The following is a 16519-nucleotide window of genomic DNA, read 5'->3' on the forward strand; positions in this document are numbered from 1 at the left end:
CCAGCGCAACGGGTGCATTCATGGTGTTGCCGCACGTACACCCGGTCCCTTCCGGCCGCCGTCAACTGGGTTGCGTCAACCGCTCCGTTGATTGACGCACGTTTATGAAGCCTTTCCGCCTCGGACGGGAGAAGATGAAAGGCAACCAGCCAGATCAAACCAGACCGGCAATCGCCACCTCCACGTTCCGATTTCCGGAAAACCCGTGACATGGATTTGTGTGGATTTTATACAACTCTCCTGTCCGCCTTGTCCGCTGCGATGTGCCAGAGCAAATGCGGAACATGGATTTTCAGAAGGCGTCGGACGTCATTTCCCGATGCGGTGGAGCCAAAACTGCTGAGCCGCAGTCGACGCCTTGTATAGGCGCTGGCATAACTTGGCCGAAGACGATGCCTGCCAGCTTCCGCGACCTTCAATATGTATGTGGTTGGAACACCAGGCGTGTTCAGCACCATCCCATGATCGGCCGCCGCAATGTTCTCCCATGGCACCGGCTGTATGGTCTGTCCATGAATGAACAATCCGTTTGCGTCTGCTTTGATCATCGGACCCTTCCAGATCAAAAGGGATATGGTTTCTGCTGATGCCATGACGGAAACAACGATTGTGGCAATGCCCAGCCACGCACCGAGCGCCGACATCTCGGAAATCTTGAACAGATAAAATCCCCAAGCGGCTGAAAAGGTCTGCACCGATAAAATGAGAAGCTGCCGTGGCCGCGAGGCGTAGGCGACAAACACATCATCCTTGCTTTCAGCGGCGTCTGGCTCGGCATGCATGTCGTTGACCTTGGGTTCCGGTTGGGCCGGATGGAGTGAAAAACGCCATAAAATTGTATATGGATGATCAGAAATTCTCAAATGCGCATCGTGCCGGAAGAATTTCCACTCGACCCAGCCCCTCGTCGGTGAGGGAGCCGGCAACGGACTTTTGGGAAGCCGGGCGATCCGCCCTATCTTTGGCAGACGACACACCGAACGAGGGACCGGGACCGTGCAGCTTCTTCTCAGCACCTGGGCCGAGGCCGAGACCTATCTGAAGACCTCCAAGGGCATCATCCTGCCCATCGGCTCCACCGAGCAGCATGGGCCGAACGGCCTGATCGGCACCGACGCCATCTGCGCCGAGGTGGTGGCCCGCGGCGTCGGCGACGCCACCGGGGCGATGGTCGGGCCGACCATCCCGGTCGGCATGGCCGTGCATCACATGGACTTCGCCGGCTCCATGACGCTGAAGCCCTCCACCCTGATCGCCCTGCTGCGCGACTATGTGATGTCGCTGGCCGAGCATGGGTTCGAGCGCTTCTTCTTCATCAACGGCCATGGCGGCAACGTCGCGTCGGTCCGCGCCGCCTTCTACGAGATTTACGCGGAGAACCGCGCCCTGCGCGGCCGGCAGGCGCCGGAGCTGCGCTGCACCCTGGTCAACTGGTGGGAGAACCAGGAGATCGGGCGGCTGTCGCGGGGGCTGTTCGGCGGCAAGGAGGGCTCCCACGCCACGCCCAGCGAGGTGTCGCTGACCCAGTACGCCTATCCCGAGTCGATCAAGACGGCGGCGATGGACCCGGAGACCGCGTCGCCCGGCGGCTTCTACGACGCCCGCGACTTCCGGCGGCGCCACCCGGACGGGCGCATCGGCTCCGCCCCCGGCCTCGCCTCGCCGGAGCACGGCAAGCGGCTGTTCGACACGGCGGTGGAGGCGATTTCCCGCCAATACGGCGCCTTCCTGGCGGAGGCCTGAGCGGAAAAGCCCGCGGAAAAGCCATCCTGCGGTCTTGAACTCGGGCGGGGCTTCACCGCATCATCCCGCGCCGAGACAACGATTGGGGGAAACAGCCGTCATGCCGAACCGCCAGAGGCGCACCGCGCTCGCCATCACCATGGGAGCGGTCCTCGGGCTGGCCGGCGCGCTGGCCGCCGGTCCGGTCTTCGCTCAAGCGGCCCCCCGCACGGATCTGGTGGTCGGGATGCGGCTGGAGCCGCCGCACCTCGACCCCACGGCCGGCGCGGCCGCGGCCATCGACGAGGTGACCTACGCCAACCTGTACGAGCCGCTGACCCGCATCGACGCCGAAGGCAAGGTGGTGCCGGGCCTCGCCGAGAAGTGGCAGGTGTCGGCGGACGGGCTGACCTACACCTTCCACCTGCGCAAGGGGGCGAAGTTCCACGACGGCAGCGACGCCGATTCGGCGGACGTGAAGTTCTCGCTCGACCGCGCGCGGGGGGCCGAGTCGGTCAACGCGCAGAAGGGCTATTTCGCCGCCATCGCCGGGGTCGAGGCGCCCGACGCGCGGACCGTGGTCGTCACGCTGTCGCGGCCGGACGGACTGTTCCTCTTCCACATGGCGTCGGGCGACGCCGCCATCGTCGCGCCGGAGTCGGCGGGCGCCAACAAGCAGACCCCGGTCGGCACCGGCCCCTTCAAGTTCGAGCGCTGGGTGGCCGGCGACCGGGTGGTTCTGGTGCGCAACCCCGACTATGACGGGCCGAAGCCGGCGCTGGAGCGCGTGACCTTCCGCTTCATCAGCGACCCGGCGGCGCAGGTCGCCGCGCTGAAGGCCGGCGACATCGACAGCTTCCCGCAGTTCGACACCTACGAGGCGCTGCCCCAGTTCCGCGACGACGGGGCCTTCACCGTCATGGTCGGCACGACGGAGGGAGAGACGATCCTCGGCACCAACAACGCCCGCAAGCCCTTCGACGACCTGCGGGTGCGCCGGGCCATGGCCCACGCCATCGACCGCAAGACGCTGATCGACGGCGTGCTGTTCGGCAACGGGGCGGCCATCGGCAGCCACTTCCCGCCGCACCGCGCGGGCTATGTGGACCTGACCGCCCTCTACCCCTACGATCCGGACAAGGCCAAGGCGCTGCTCGCCGAGGCCGGCCTGCCGGACGGGTTCGCGACGACGCTGCGTCTGCCGCCGCCGATCTACGCCCGCCGCTCCGGCGAGCTGATCGCCGCCATGCTGGCCGAGGTCGGCATCCGCGTGACGGTCGAGCCGATGGAGTGGGCGCCCTGGCTGGAGAAGGTGTTCAAGGGCAAGGATTACGACCTGACCCTGATCGCCCACACCGAACCGCTGGACATCGACATCTACGGGCGGCCCGACTACTACTTCAACTACCAAAGCGAGCGGTTCAACGCCGTGGGGGCGGAACTGGACCGCACCCAGGACACCGCCAAGCGCAACGCCCTCTACGGCGAGCAGCAGCGCATCCTGGCCGAGGACGCGGTGAACGGCTTCCTCTTCATGCTTCCCTCGGCCACCGTGCAGAAGTCGGCGGTGCAGGGCATGTGGGTCAACCGCCCGATCCAGGCCAACGACGTGACGGGCGTCCGGTGGAAGTGATCCGGCGCGGCCGGACCGGACACGGCGGGGGCTGACCCGCGTGCTCGCCTTCCTGGTGCGCCGTCTGCTGACCCTGGCGCTGACGGCGTGGCTGGCCACGCTGGTGGTCTTCGCCGTGCTGGAGGCGATCCCCGGCGACCCCGCCCTGGTGATGCTGGGCACCAGCGCCCAGCCGGAGGCGGTGGCCGCCCTGCGCGCCCAGATGGGGCTCGACCGGCCCTGGCCCGTCCGTTACGCCGGCTGGGTCGGCGGGATGCTGCACGGGGAATTCGGGACCAGCCTGACCTACGCGCGCCCGGTCGCCGGGCTGGTCGCCGACCGGCTGGCCATCACCCTGCCGCTGGCCGGGCTGGCGCTGGTCCTCTCGGCGGGAATCGCCATCCCGCTCGGCCTGTTCGCCGCCGGGCGGCAGGGGCGGGCCGGGGACTGGGCGGTCATGGCCTTCGGGCAGATGGGCATCGCGGTGCCCGGCTTCTGGTTCGCCATCCTGTTGATCCTGCTGTTCTCCGTTCGGCTGGGCTGGTTCTCCGCCGGCGGCTTTCCGGGATGGGAGGCCGGGGCGGGGCTGGCGCTGAAGGCGCTGCTGCTGCCCGCCGTGGCTCTGGCCCTGCCGGAGGCGGCGATCCTGGCGCGCATCACCCGCACCGCGGCGCTCGACACGCTGCGCGAGGAGTATGTGCGCACGGCGGTCGCCAAGGGCCTGCCGCGCCGCGTGGTGCTGCGGCGCCATGTGCTGCCCAACGCGCTGATCCCGGTGGCGACCATCCTCGGCCTGCAATTCTCCTTCCTCGTCGCCGGGGCGGTGGTGGTGGAGAACGTCTTCACCCTGCCGGGGTTGGGCCGGCTGCTCCATCAGGCCATCGGCCAGCACGACCTGATCGTGGTGCAGGGCGTCGTCGTGCTGCTGGCGGTGACGGTGGTGGCGGTCAACGCGCTGGTCGACATCGCTTGCGCCGCCATCGATCCGCGCCCGCGGGTGACGGTATGAGGGGATTCGTGCGACGGGTGCGCCGGCTGCCGGTCAGCCTGCTGCTGGGCGGGCTGCTCACCGCGCTGGTGGTCGGGGCGGCGCTGCTGTCGTTGGTCTGGACGCCCTTCCCGGCGGAGCAGGTGCGGGTGGTCGCCCGGCTGCGCCCGCCGGGGCCGGTCCATTGGCTGGGCACCGACCATTTCGGGCGCGACGTGCTGTCGATGATCCTGGTCGGTGCCCGCAACTCGCTGGCCGTCGGGGCGGCGGCGGTGGCGCTGGGCGCTATGCTAGGCGTGCCGCTGGGGCTGGCTGCCTCCGCCTGGGGGCGCTGGGGGGACGAGGCGGTGGCCCGGCTGGGCGACCTGCTGTTCGCCTTTCCCGCGGTGCTGACGGCGATCCTGCTGACGGCGGCGCTGGGGGCGGGGGCGGTGAACGTCGTTTTGGCGCTCGGCCTGTTCAACGCCGCGGTCTTCGCGCGGGTGGCGCGCGGAGCGGCGCTGGCCGTCTGGCGGCGGGACTTCGTGCGGGCGGCGCTGGCGCTGGGGCGGGGACCCCTGTCGGTGACGCTGGTGCATGTGCTGCCCAACATCGCCGGGGTGGTGATCGTCCAGGGGACGGTGCTGTTCGCCGTGGCGGTGTTGAACGAGGCGGCGCTGAGCTATCTCGGCCTGGGCATCCAGCCGCCTTCCCCGTCCTGGGGCAAGATGCTGGGCGACGCGCAGACCTTCCTGTTCACCGCCCCCCTCCAGGCGATCTTTCCGGGGGCGGCCATCGCGGTGACGGTGCTGGGGCTGAACCTGTTGGGCGACGGTCTGCGCGATGCCCTCGACCCGCGCCACCGCTCGGCGGGGCTGCTGTAGAGTTGACACAAGACGGTGGAGGCTTGTGTCAAGTGTCAAGCGGTTGGGAGTTGTCCCCTCTCCCCTCCGGGGAGAGGGTTAGGGTGAGGGGGATGTGCGTGGCGGTACGTTCGGCACAAGCGCAACCCCCTCACCCGGCCCTCCGGGCCACCCTCTCCCCAGAGGGGAGAGGGCAATTTTCACGCGCCGCGGTGCTGCTTGGCGATCGGTTGGGAGAATTGCAGCTCGATGTCCCACGGGAAGTGGATCCAGGTGTCCTGGCTCACTTCGGTGATGAAGGTGTCGACCAGCGGACGGCCCAGCGGCTTGGCGTAGACGGTGGCGAAATGCGCCTTGGGCAGCATCTTGCGCACGATCACCGCGGTCTTCCCGGTGTCGACCAGATCGTCGATGATCAGCCAGCCTTCGCCGTCCCCGGCGTTGGCGCCCTCCACGCCCTTCAGCACCGTCGCCTCGCGCTGGTTCTGGTGGTCGTAGCTGGAGACGCAGACGGTGTCGATCATGCGCAGCTCAAGCTCGCGCGCGATGATCGCCGCCGGGACGAGACCGCCGCGGGTGATGGCGATGATGCCCTTCCACGGACCCTTGTCGATCAGGCGCCAAGCCAACGCCTTGGCGTTGCGGTGAAGCTCCTCCCACGACACCGGGAAGTGCTTGTTGAACGGAACGGCTTCTGGCACGGCTATGGACTCCGAAAGAAACGTGCGCCGCTTATACCGCAAGCCCCACCGCCGGGCAATCGACCGCGTGAAAAGGCGAAAAAAGGTCTTGCAGCCCGGAATCCTTTTGAGTAAGTTGCGCGCCTCGACGACGGACGGTTACCGCCGCCGCCGGGAAGACAAACAGGAATGCGCCCGTAGCTCAGCTGGATAGAGCACCAGACTACGAATCTGGGGGTCAGGAGTTCGAATCTCTTCGGGCGCGCCATTCCTTCCAGTCTGCACAAGAAAGCCGCCCTTGGGCGGCTTTTCTGCTTTCTGGCCTTTGCCTGACAAAGGTTTCCCTCAGCCGCTTTTCTTTTTCCGTGCCGTGCGCTTCGGCTTGGGCGGTTTGGTCATGGCGTTGAACAGGGCGGTCTGGTTGCGCCGGGCGGCGGCGCCGAACACGCCGCTCCAGAAACCGATGGCCTGGCTGGCCGTCCGGTTGGCCATGGACAGCCAGAGGCTTTGTGGTGTCCCCTTCATGCTTCCCCCTTTTGAAAGCCCTGCCGATGAAGCTCGGCCAGGGAGACAACAGCGCGAGGCGGTCAAACTCCCGCGACGATCGCGCGGCGATGGCGGACCCGCGTCCAGGACATGGTCAGGCCGACCCGCTCGGCGCAGCCATAGTGCCAGGGGCGGTTCTCGCTATCGCCGGCCCAATGCGGTTCCCCGGCCCGCAAAGGTTTCCCGCAATGGCAACAGGTGGGTGGCGCGGGACGGCGTGCGGCGTCCCGTTTCGTCAGCTGGGTCATAGGGCATCTCATCCAGAGCGTCTTATTCCAGGAGGCGTCTCAGGCACGGCGTTTCGGGAAGGCACGGCATCGAGAGCGTGTGAGAGCGTGTGTTTTCTTGGGCGTGTCATCTTGCGGTGCGAAGAATGACCGCCCGGCCGTCCCGGGGAAACGTCGCAAAGGTGAAATGCCCATGGGGTGCCCCCGACCACAGGGGTATGCCCATGGTCAGGCCACAGGTCGCGAGATCGTTGGCATTAAACGCTTTTTGCCCTTATCGCGAATCGCTCCTGCGGGGCGGCGCGCCCACTCTTGATCACACCCCGATTCACAGCCGGTTAACCATCCGCGCCTAGCGTCCGCCCCCTTCGCCGCGGCTTTTTGCTGCGGCGCAGCATTTTCCGAAGGGTGAAGGCGTTATCCATGGTTTTCCTGTTGCACCACCTGCCGTCCCTGTCGCTGGTCGCGGTGAGCGGGCTTGCCGGTCTGGCGTTGGGCGTCCTGTCCACGCTGCTTCAGGACCGGCGGGCGATCCTGACCGCGCAGGCCGGGGCCGGGGCGCTGTTCGTCCTCCACTTCTTCGCCCTGGGTGCCCATACGGGCATGCTGATGTGCGCGCTCGGCCTCGTGCAGATGGCCGCCGCTTATCCGGACCGGCGGCCGCTCTGGCTGCGCGCGCTGTTCGTCCTGACCGTCCCGGCGGCGTTGGCCGTCGCGGCGGCGACGTGGCAGGGGCCGATGTCCGCCCTGTCGGCGGCAGGCTTCATCCTGGGCACCATCGGGCGCTGGCAGAGCCGCGTCGGGCGGATGCGGCTGTTCTTCCTGTCCTCGACGGTGGTCGGGGCCGGCCACAACGCGCTGGCTGGTTCGGCCTTCGGGCTGGCGTCGGACGCGATGACTCTGTCCGGCCATCTGCTCGCCCTGTGGCGCGCCCGCCCGCCGGTTCGCCGCCGGGCGATGCTGGCTTTTCACTGACGAGCGGAAACCGCGCCGGGAACGGTGCCCCGGCGCGGCCTTGGCGCTGCGTTCCGATCAGCGCTTCGCTTCGGCGGTGCCGGCGGTTTCCCGGCGCTCCAGATAGGTCTTGGTGAGCTGCGGCAGGCGCTGTTCCAGCCACGCGGCCATTTCCAGCTCCTCGTCCAGGCTCGGTTGGAGCATGCGGGCGATCTCCGGCTCCCCGGCCTGCTCCGCGGCGGCGATGAGGGCGCGGTAGTTGGCGATTTCGAAATGCTCGAAGGAATAGTCGAAGATCGACGCCTTCACGATCTCGTCGGACGCCACCACACCGGACAGCGACTGGGCGTTGCCGATCAGCATGGCGACGCCGGTCTTGATGGCCGAGGTGTCGGTGCCCAGACGCTGCAGGCACTGCTTCAGCCGGTCGGCCTGCCGGTTCGACACCTCGATGTGCTCCTGCACCTTGGCGAGGACGTCCGGGTAGTTCTTGATGCGCTCCGCCTGCCGCTCCAGCATCTCGACCGCTTGGCTCTCCATGGCGTGGGCGTCGCGGAGCCAGTCGATCAGGGTCTCCTTGGTGGTGTTGGCCACAGGTCCTCTCCCTCGTTGCGTTATCGGACAGTCCATTGGGGATGGACGGACAACAGGCGGAGCAGCGGTTCGTCACCATCGGACGATGCGGACCAACCCAAGCGGAGCACCCTTCGGATGCATCGAGGAACCTTCACCGGGGCGGCAGGTTTTCAAGTGGTTGGGCAGCCTGCCAGGGGAGGAACCGGCCATGTCGGCAAATGAACCGGCCGTGATGGGAAAAGACCAGATCGTCGATACCCTCAACGATTTGATCCGCATCGTCGAGGACAGCCATGAAGCCTATCGTCAGGCCGCGGAAGCCTTGGAGGACGAGGATCTGAAGGCCCTGTTCAACGATCTGGCCGCCCAGCGTGGCGCCATCGTGCGCGAGGTGCAGCGCCTCGTCGCCGAGCAGGGCGGGGCGCCGGACATGGGCGGCACCGTGATGGGCGGCGCGCACCGCTTCTTCCTGGAACTGAAGACCAACGTTCTGGGTCAGGATCGTGAGGCGATCCTCGCCGAGGTGCAGCGCGGCGAGGGCGAGTGCGTCCGCGCCTACGAAGAGGCTCTGGCCAAGGAGCTTCCCTTGCCGATCACCGCGGTGGCGGTCCAGCATCTCGACCGCATCCGCGCCGACCGCGACCGCATGACCCTGCTGCGCGGCGCCCCGGCCTGACGTGGCGAGGGATCGCTACTCCGCGGCGGCGGCCTGCCGGTTCTCCAGATCGGCCAGCAGGGCGCGCTTCTGGTCGGCGTCCATGTGCTTCCAGCCGCGGATCTCCTCCAGCGTGCGCAGGCAGCCGATGCAATAGGCGCGGTCGGCGGTCAGCTTGCAGACGCTGATGCAAGGGGATGGGACGATGGCGGCGGGGTCGGTTTGCGGAAGTCCGTCGGTCATACCAAAGGCCAAAAGGAAACGGGACGGCGCTGGGCCGTCCCGTCCTTACCATCCGGCGGTGCCCCGCCTCAATCTTTAAGGCCTTTTGCCCAAGCGTTTCAGTCGGAGATGTTGGGCGGGTCGGGATCGTCCGACCAGTCGTCCTTCGGGGCCGGGTAGCGCTCCAGCCACTTGCGGACCAGGGCGACGTGGCCGGCCTCCTCCTCCGCGAACTCGCGGGCGAGGCGGGCGACCTCCGGGTCCTTGGTCTCGGCGGCGACCGAGGCGTAGTAGTTGTTGCCCTGATGCTCGCTCAGCAGCGCCATCTTCAGCGCGTGGTGCGGCTTCATCAGGTAATGGGCGTTCTCGAAGGCCGCGGACTCCGGCGACTCGGCGGTGGCGTCCCACTGGAACTCCCAGGGGGCGACCTTGGGCAGCGCGCCGAATTCCCGGGCGATCTGCTTCACCTCCTCGACGTGCTTGGCCGAATAGGTGGACAGATCGCGGAACAGCTTGGCGACTTCCACATTGTTGTGGGCCTCCATGCTGTCGGCCAGCTCGGTGTAGCGCTCCGCCGCCTCGATCTCCAGGGCCAGCGCGTGGGCGAGGAACAGGCCGACGTTGGCGGCCCCGTTCAGCACTTTCGTCTTCATACCGCGAACCCCTCTTCGATCTGGGCGATGCTGCGGGTGGCCGCCGATTCCGGCTGGAACGGACGGCGGTTGCCGGCGAGGAAGATGCCGAGGCCGAACCCGTCGTCCTCGAGGACGGCGCGCATCGCCTCGTTCGGGTCGTCCGTCGGCTCGCGTCCGTAGGGGTGGACCGTGCTCTTCCAGTTGCGCTGCTCGGGGCGGAAGGTGACGCAGGGGGACAGGATGTGGATGACCGAGAAGCCGGGGTGACGCACGCCCTCCACGATCAGGCGCGCGACCTCGTTCGGGTTGTTGGAGAAGCCGCGGGCGACGAAGTTGGCGCCGCAGGCCAGCGCCAGGGCGACCGGCTGGATCGGATTGACGCCCGGGCCTTCCGGGGTCAGCTTCGACTCGCACCAGTCGGCCTCGGTGGTCGGCGAGGCCTGACCCTTGGTCATGCCGTAGACCTGGTTGTCCATGACGATGTAGGTCATGTCGACGTTGCGGCGGCAGGCGTGCAGGAAGTGGTTGCCGCCGATCGAGAAGCCGTCGCCGTCGCCGCCGAAGATCAGCACGTTCAGCTCGGGCCGGGCCAGCTTCACGCCGGACGCCACGGCCAGCGAGCGGCCATGCACCGTGTGGTAGCCGTAGACGCTGGTGTAGGCGGGGATGCGCGACGAGCAGCCGATGCCCGACACCACGACGGTGTCCTTGCGCTCCAGCCCCATGGTCGCCATGGCGCGGGTGATGCCGGCCAGCACGGAATAGTCGCCGCAGCCGGGGCACCAGATGGGCTTCACGTCGGACTTGTAGTCGCCGGGCAGCGGGCCCACGACATCGTCGGTCAGATGGGTATCCATGGATTTCGTGCTCCGGCCGGTCAGATCAGGGAAACAAGCGTCTCGTGCACCTCGCGGGCGCGGATCGGCAGCGGGCCGGGGCGGCTGAACACCGACACAGCACCCGGCAGGTCGTAATGCCCACGCAGGAACTTGTGGAACTGGGCGCCGTGCGTCTGCTCGACGACCAGGACCTTGGAGACGCCGTCCAGCGCCGCGGCCAGCCTGGCCGGCTGGACCGGGGAGATCAGGCGGATGGCGACCAGCCGGGCCTTGGTGCCGGCGGCCTCCAGCCGGCGCACCGCCTCGCGCGACGGGCCGGTGGCGGAGCCCCAGGTGACGACGGCGATCTCGCCCTCGCCCTCGACGTCGGCCCAGGCGTCGCCATAGTCGTGGGACGTCAGCTTGCGCAGGCGCTTGTCGAGCTGCTTCTGGTGATCGGACGCCTGCGAGGAGGGCAGGGCGTTCTCGGCATGCTCCAGACCGTCGGCGGTGTGCTCGCCGCCCGGCATGCCGGGGATGGCGGCGGGGGAGACGCCCGATTCGGTGTCGGCGTAGCGCTTGTACTTGCCCTCGCCGCCAAGGTCGGTCGCCAGCAGGCGGTTGGCCTTGTGGGGGGCGTCGGCCGGCTTGTCGACGATGGCGCGGGACTGGCCCATCGCCTGATCGGACAGCACGATGGCCGGGGTCTGCAGCGCCTCGGCCAGATGCACCGCCCACTGGGTGGTGAACAGGCAGTCGGCGATGGAGGTCGGGCCGACCACCAGATGCGGCGCGTCGCCGTGCAGGCCATAGACGGCGATGTTCAGGTCGGACTGTTCGGACTTGGTCGGGATGCCGGTGGACGGGCCGCCGCGCTGCACGTCGACGATCACCACCGGGGTCTCGGAGGCGACTCCCAGGCCGATGCATTCGGTCATCAGCGACAGGCCGGGACCGGCGGTCGCGGTGATCGACGGCACGCCGCTGAAGGAGGCGCCCAGGCACATGGCGATGGAGGCCAGCTCATCCTCCGCCTGGACCAGCTTGCCGCCGGTCTTAGCGAGGTTGGGGGCCAGCCATTCCAGGATCTCGGTCGCCGGCGTGATCGGGTAGGCGGCGCAGAACTTCACCCCGCCCTTCAAGGCACCCAGCCCGGCGGCCTCGTTGCCGGAGATGTTCCAGCGGGTGGCGCCCTCCTTGTTGGGGGCGGCGAGCTCCAGCCCGAGGTTCCAGCCGGCGGCCTCCCTGGACCCGGCGTCGATGCCGGCGTTGGACGCCTGGATGGCGGCGTCGCCCTTCTTGCCCAGCGCCTTCTGGATCACCGCGTCGATGCCGGCGCGCGGCAGGCCGACGATCGCCGCGACGGCACCCAGCCCCACCATGTTGACGCGCCCGCCGGGGATGCGCCCGGCCAGCTCCTTGATCGGCAGCTCGACCTGTTTGGCGCCGCTGGCGGCCAGGACCGCGGGCACCTCGCCCTGGCTGGGGTCGGTGATGATGACGCTCTTCTCGGACAGGGGAAGCTCGGCCGCGAAGCGCTCCACATTCTGCCAATCGAAGGCGATGATGATGTCGAAACGGTCCCCCGGACCGTGAACGGGTGTCGGCGACAGGCGAACGAGGGCGGCGGCTTCACCGCCACGGATCTGCGGACCGGTGGTCCGCGACATCAATCCGTACCATCCCACGTTGGCGGCGGCATCCAGCAGCATCTGTCCGGCGGTCATCGCGCCGGCGCCACCGCTGCCCACCAGGGCAATCGTGACCGAGTCCACTGTCATTGGTTAATCCCTTGCGTCCGAATGTGAGTCGCCCGACGCCCGTACGGCTACGTCAGCATTGCGGAACAGGGGAATGATCTGGCGCAAATCGGACGAAAGACGCCACGATTTTGCGAAGTCACGTCATGGAATGGCCCGACCAAACCTTTCTTGGCGGCCGGCCATCCCTTGGCGCCGATTGTTTCCGGGATTGTTGCCGGACCGGAATGGCGAGCCTCTGCGCTGGTTACTCGCTGTAGCGTTCTTCCCGCCAGGGGTCGGCGTCATTGTGATAGCCGCGGACCTCCCAATAGCCGCGGCGGTCCTCCGCCAGGAACTCGATTCGCTTCACCCACTTGGCGCTTTTCCAGAAATAGAGCTTCGGCACGACGACTCGGACGGGGCCGCCATGGTCGCGACTGATCGGCTGGCCCTCCCAGCCGGTGGCGAGCAGCGCGTCCTCCGCCGCGAAGGCCTCCAGCGGCAGGTTGGTGGTGTAGCCGTCGGAGGAATGGCAGAGGACGAAGCGCGCCTCCGGCCGTGGCTGCACGACCGACAGCAGGTGCCGCGTGGACACCCCCTCCCATTGGTTGTCGTAACGCGACCATGTGGTGACGCAGTGAATGTCGGAAACGACGCGCTCCCGCGGCTGGGCCTGCAAATCCGCCCAGCTCCAGGTGATGGGGGTGTCGACCAGCCCGTCCACCGCCAGCGTCCAGGTCGCCTCGCTCACCCGCGGGACGATGCCGAGATCGAGCACCGGCCAGGTCTCCACGAGGCGCTGGCCCGGCGGCAGGCGGTCGCGCGCCGGGTCGGCGGTCTCCCCGGTCAGGCCCCGGCCCTCCCGCGCCCATTGCTGCTTGGTGGCGATCAGCTTGTCGCGGATCCGGCCGTCCTGCGGCACGTCCTGCGGGCCATCGTGAGAACTCTCGTCGGCCATGGCGGTCCTCCGAAGGGGTGGATCGGCAGCGATGTCTCTGGTGAGCGGTACGGATTTATGCATGGATGGGGGCCGGTGTCAGCGCCGATCCTGCGGTTTCCTGCGGTGCGAAAGGCGGATCCGTCACCCATCCTTCCCATTTTCCACCGCTGGGCCGGAAATAGACGGTTCGGACGGTTGCCCTGCCCCTGTTCACGCCCTGTCTTGCTCTGGTAGCATGTCCGCTATGCATTACCTGTCCTGTTGCCGCCCATGACCACCGCCCTGCCCGTCGCCCCGCACACCGATGCGGCGCCTTCCGGGCTGGGACGGCCCCGGCTGGAGAAGGACGAGCTGGACATGGGCACGGTAATGGACACGGTAATGGACCCGGCAGAGGCAGCGGCATTGAAATGGCTGGACGCGCTCGCCACGCCGCTGTGGCTGCTCCATCCCGATGGCCTGACCCTGTGGCTGAACGCCGCCGCCCGCGCGTTGATCGGCCTGGAGCGCGAGGCGCCCGCCGCCGCCGTCCGGATCGGGCTGTCCGGCCGATTCCCCGCGGCGCTGGAGCAGGCCGCCGCGGGGCGGACGGTGGAGGCGCGGGCGGTCATCCACGCCCCCCTGACCATGCCGCTGGAGGTGGATCTCCGGCTGGCTCCGGCGCCTTGTCCGGGCGGGCTGGTCCTGGCGGAAGCGCCCGCCGACAGCGGCGCCCGGCAGGAGATGATGCGGCTGAACGAGCAGCTCATCGCGCTGTCCTACGCCTATCCCGACATCCGCTTCGAACTGCGGCGCGACGGCACCATCCTCGACTTCGCCGCCGCCAGCCCCGGCGACCTGAACGTCCCCGCCGAACGTTTCCTGGCCCACCGCGTCCAGGAGGTTCTGCCCGATCCCGCCGCCGGGATGCTGGCCGCGGCGCTCGGCCGGCTGAACGAGGGCCAGACGGTCATCGGCCTGGACTTCTCCCTGCCGCCGCCTCCTGGTCAGATAGGGGCTGGTCAGGCGGGAGCCGGAGCGGCGGGGGGCACCAAATTCTTCGAGGCGCGGCTGGTCGCCCTGCCCGACAGCGACCGCGTGATGTGCAGCATCCGCAACGTCACGGAGCGGGTGGAGGCGGAAAGCGCGGCCCGGCGCGCCCATCACCTGCTCTCCGACGCCATCGAATGCATCACCGAGGGCTTCGTGCTGTACGACGCCCAGGACCGGCTGGTGCTGTGCAACGGGCGCTATCGGGAGTTGTTCTCCGCCAACACCGACCTCATCACGCCGGGGGCCAGCTTCGAGGAGGTGTTGCGCGGCGGGGTGGAGCGGGGCGTCTATCGGGTGCCGGACGGCGACCTGGAGGGCTGGGTCGAGCGGCGCCTCGAGCAGCACCGCAGCGCCGGCCCGCCCATGGAAATGGAGCTTCACAACGGGCGCTGGATCCGCATCGAGGAGTGGCGAACCCACGAGGGTGGCACCGTCGGCATCCGCGCCGACATCACCGACCTCAAGGCCCGCGAGGCCGAGTTGAGCGCCGCCCGCGACGAGGCCGAGCAGGCCAACCAGCGCAAGTCCGACTATGTCCACCATCTGAGCCACGAGCTGCGCACCCCGCTGAACGCCGTGCTCGGTTTCGCCCAGATCATCCACGACGAGATGATGGGGCCGAACAACCCGCGCTACCGCGAATATGCCGGGCAGATCGCGGCGGCCGGCGTCTACATGCTGGACCTCATCAACAACCTGCTCGACCTCGCGCGGATCGAGGCGGGGCGGATGGACCTGCATGAGGAGGCCTGCAACCTGTCGCTGCTGGTCGATCTGACCTTCGGCATGATGCAGCCGCGGGCGTGCGAGGCGGCGGTCGCGCTGTGCATGGAAATTCCCGACGATCTGCCCAGCCTGCACGGCGACGCCTCGCAGATCCGGCAGATGCTGACCAACCTGATCGGCAACGCCATCAAATTCTCGCCGCCCAAGGACGGGTGCGTGCGGGTGCGCGCGGAGCTGACGGAGGACGGCGGCATCGCGCTGACCGTCGCCGACAACGGCATCGGCATGCGCCCCGAACAAATTCCGGTGGCGCTGGACGCCTTCGGGCAGGTGCACGGCCGCAACCAGGGTCTCAACAACCAGGGCCGCGAGCGGGCGGCGGAGCGCGGCTCCGGCCTGGGATTGCCGCTGACCCGTGCGCTGATCGCGCTGCACGGCGGCAGCTTCCACATCGACAGCCGGGTCGGGGCAGGGACGACGGTGCGCCTGACCTTCCCGCCCTGCCGGGTCGGCGGGGGACTGCAGCGTCTCTGAGAAACGGGGTTTTCGAAGACCGGAAACGCGTCCCCGAAACGCGCAACGGCCGCGCACGCTGGAAGCGCGGCGGCCGTGAACCCACAAGACGATACCCGCAGGAAAGACGGGCGGCCTGTCGTGGCGCGCTGGCTTGGCCTTAAGCTGGCTTGGCCTTAGGCGGCCTTGCGCACGGCGGCGGCCTCGGAGAAGACCTTGACGACCTGCTCGACGAAAGCGGCCAGCTCGTCATGGCCCAGCGCCGTGATGGTCACGTTGTCCACCACCAGGGCCTCGTCGCTGATCTTGCCGCCGGCGGCTTCCAGCTCGGCGCGGACGGCCTCCGGAGCGGTCAGCGTGCGGCCCTTCAGCTTGCCCGGGATGGCCAGGAGCTGGATGCCCTGGTCGATCGCGGCGATCGGCTTGCCGGCGTCCAGGAAGTGGCCGACGATGCGGCGGGTGTGGGCGCTCTGCTGCAGCTTGGTGACGCTGCGCTCGCCACCCGGCAGCAGCAGCATGTCATAGTCGGCACCCAGAACCTCGCCGACCTGCTTGTCCACCGGGAAGTAATGGCCCCAGGACTTGCCGTGCCAGCCGTTCACCAGACCCTGCTCGGGGGAAATCGTACGAAGAGTAGCGCCGGTCTTGAGGAGAGCCCGTTGCGGCTCCGTCATCTCCAGTTCCTCAAAGCCGTTGGCGACGAGAATGGCAATGCTCTTTCCTGCGAGGGGTTGATCCATACTGTCTTGTCCTTTCATCGTTCAACCAGAGTGCGCGGGCCATCGCCGGGAATGCGCCGTCGGGGAAAAGAAACGGCGCACGCCGCGCAAGGCTTTGCGCGGCGATGGAACCCGCAACCGGCCCTCGTCAATTGAGGTCCGGCGGGGGGGCAATTACGCCCCTGATCGGTTTGTGGTGAGCATGGAACACAAGTGGCGGCAACGAGGTCCCAAGTCAATGGCTTATTCTGCACTGCAACGCAGCTTCCCCACCGTCGGGCATGGCAACCGGAGCGGCGATTTCGCGGTCGCGCTCAAGACTTAATCACGATTTCCCGATTGTGGCGGTCGGGATGGCGCAGGTCAGCCA

Annotated in this window: 17 protein-coding genes and 1 tRNA gene; 8 read left to right on the forward strand and 10 right to left on the reverse strand. The window is 68.1% G+C overall.

Annotated elements, in window-relative coordinates; genetic code table 11:
* Positions 1–227 precede the first annotated feature (227 nt).
* Positions 228–782 carry a hypothetical protein gene (locus DXK32_RS32325; protein ID WP_162801316.1) on the reverse strand — a complete coding sequence of 185 codons (555 nt, stop codon included), beginning with the start codon at positions 780–782 and terminating at the stop codon, positions 228–230.
* 214 nt (positions 783–996) lie between these two features.
* Between DXK32_RS32325 and DXK32_RS23085 the strand changes: the two genes are divergently transcribed.
* From DXK32_RS23085 to DXK32_RS23100, 4 genes are all read left to right on the forward strand, one after another.
* Complete coding sequence (locus DXK32_RS23085; protein ID WP_114860651.1) at positions 997–1743, forward strand: creatininase family protein; 747 nt, start codon at positions 997–999, stop codon at positions 1741–1743.
* Between the two features lie 100 nt (positions 1744–1843).
* Positions 1844–3355 (forward strand): ABC transporter substrate-binding protein, encoded by a 1512-nt coding sequence (locus tag DXK32_RS23090; RefSeq protein WP_114860652.1) that lies wholly within the window; start codon positions 1844–1846, stop codon positions 3353–3355.
* A gap of 40 nt (positions 3356–3395) precedes the next feature.
* Positions 3396–4343 carry an ABC transporter permease gene (locus DXK32_RS23095; RefSeq protein ID WP_114860653.1) on the forward strand — a complete coding sequence of 316 codons (948 nt, stop codon included), beginning with the start codon at positions 3396–3398 and terminating at the stop codon, positions 4341–4343.
* An 8-nt stretch (positions 4344–4351) separates the two neighbouring features.
* The gene (locus tag DXK32_RS23100; RefSeq protein ID WP_247877299.1) at positions 4352–5185 is read left to right on the forward strand and encodes an ABC transporter permease; all 834 of its coding nucleotides are present in this window, start codon (positions 4352–4354) and stop codon (positions 5183–5185) included.
* A 179-nt stretch (positions 5186–5364) separates the two neighbouring features.
* Here the strand turns inward: DXK32_RS23100 and gpt are convergent, their stop codons facing one another.
* Positions 5365–5865, reverse strand: a complete 501-nt coding sequence (gpt, locus tag DXK32_RS23105; protein WP_038530002.1) for a xanthine phosphoribosyltransferase — start codon at positions 5863–5865, stop codon at positions 5365–5367.
* A 170-nt stretch (positions 5866–6035) separates the two neighbouring features.
* Here gpt and DXK32_RS23110 point away from each other — a divergent pair.
* Positions 6036–6112, forward strand: a tRNA-Arg gene (locus DXK32_RS23110).
* A gap of 77 nt (positions 6113–6189) precedes the next feature.
* Here DXK32_RS23110 and DXK32_RS32330 read toward each other — a convergent pair.
* Positions 6190–6369: a hypothetical protein gene (locus DXK32_RS32330; protein WP_162801317.1), complete on the reverse strand. Its 180-nt coding sequence runs from the start codon at positions 6367–6369 to the stop codon at positions 6190–6192.
* A 671-nt stretch (positions 6370–7040) separates the two neighbouring features.
* Between DXK32_RS32330 and DXK32_RS23115 the strand changes: the two genes are divergently transcribed.
* Positions 7041–7592 (forward strand): YgjV family protein, encoded by a 552-nt coding sequence (locus tag DXK32_RS23115; RefSeq protein WP_114860655.1) that lies wholly within the window; start codon positions 7041–7043, stop codon positions 7590–7592.
* 57 nt (positions 7593–7649) lie between these two features.
* Here DXK32_RS23115 and DXK32_RS23120 read toward each other — a convergent pair whose 3' ends face one another.
* On the reverse strand, positions 7650–8165 hold the full coding sequence (locus DXK32_RS23120; protein ID WP_114860656.1) for a ferritin-like domain-containing protein: 516 nt from the start codon (positions 8163–8165) through the stop codon (positions 7650–7652).
* A 190-nt stretch (positions 8166–8355) separates the two neighbouring features.
* Here DXK32_RS23120 and DXK32_RS23125 point away from each other — a divergent pair, with 190 nt between their 5' ends.
* Positions 8356–8823, forward strand: a complete 468-nt coding sequence (locus DXK32_RS23125) for a PA2169 family four-helix-bundle protein (protein ID WP_114860657.1) — start codon at positions 8356–8358, stop codon at positions 8821–8823.
* Positions 8824–8838: 15 nt separating this feature from the next.
* On the opposite strand, the gene DXK32_RS23130 is transcribed toward DXK32_RS23125, so the two are convergent.
* The 5 genes from DXK32_RS23130 to DXK32_RS23150 all read right to left on the reverse strand — a co-directional run bounded on the left by DXK32_RS23130 (position 8839) and on the right by DXK32_RS23150 (position 13177).
* Positions 8839–9045: a DUF1289 domain-containing protein gene (locus DXK32_RS23130; RefSeq protein WP_114860658.1), complete on the reverse strand. Its 207-nt coding sequence runs from the start codon at positions 9043–9045 to the stop codon at positions 8839–8841.
* Positions 9046–9143: 98 nt separating this feature from the next.
* Positions 9144–9677: a ferritin-like domain-containing protein gene (locus DXK32_RS23135; protein ID WP_114860659.1), complete on the reverse strand. Its 534-nt coding sequence runs from the start codon at positions 9675–9677 to the stop codon at positions 9144–9146.
* Positions 9674–10516, reverse strand: coding sequence for a 2-oxoacid:ferredoxin oxidoreductase subunit beta (locus tag DXK32_RS23140; protein WP_051658017.1), 843 nt, complete (start codon positions 10514–10516; stop codon positions 9674–9676). Before DXK32_RS23140 ends, DXK32_RS23135 begins: the two co-directional genes overlap by 4 nt.
* 20 nt (positions 10517–10536) lie before the next feature.
* Positions 10537–12258: a 2-oxoacid:acceptor oxidoreductase subunit alpha gene (locus tag DXK32_RS23145; RefSeq protein ID WP_114860660.1), complete on the reverse strand. Its 1722-nt coding sequence runs from the start codon at positions 12256–12258 to the stop codon at positions 10537–10539.
* A gap of 226 nt (positions 12259–12484) precedes the next feature.
* Complete coding sequence (locus DXK32_RS23150) at positions 12485–13177, reverse strand: sulfite oxidase-like oxidoreductase (RefSeq protein WP_114860661.1); 693 nt, start codon at positions 13175–13177, stop codon at positions 12485–12487.
* Between the two features lie 252 nt (positions 13178–13429).
* On the opposite strand from DXK32_RS23150, the gene DXK32_RS33210 reads away from it, so the two are divergent.
* The gene (locus tag DXK32_RS33210) at positions 13430–15451 is read left to right on the forward strand and encodes a PAS domain-containing sensor histidine kinase (protein WP_114860662.1); all 2022 of its coding nucleotides are present in this window, start codon (positions 13430–13432) and stop codon (positions 15449–15451) included.
* 155 nt (positions 15452–15606) lie between these two features.
* Here the strand turns inward: DXK32_RS33210 and DXK32_RS23160 are convergent, their stop codons facing one another.
* Positions 15607–16170: a DJ-1/PfpI family protein gene (locus DXK32_RS23160; RefSeq protein ID WP_014239063.1), complete on the reverse strand. Its 564-nt coding sequence runs from the start codon at positions 16168–16170 to the stop codon at positions 15607–15609.
* Positions 16171–16519 lie beyond the last annotated feature (349 nt).

It is taken from the genome of Azospirillum brasilense (assembly GCF_003349955.1).
GTDB lineage: Bacteria > Pseudomonadota > Alphaproteobacteria > Azospirillales > Azospirillaceae > Azospirillum > Azospirillum brasilense_B.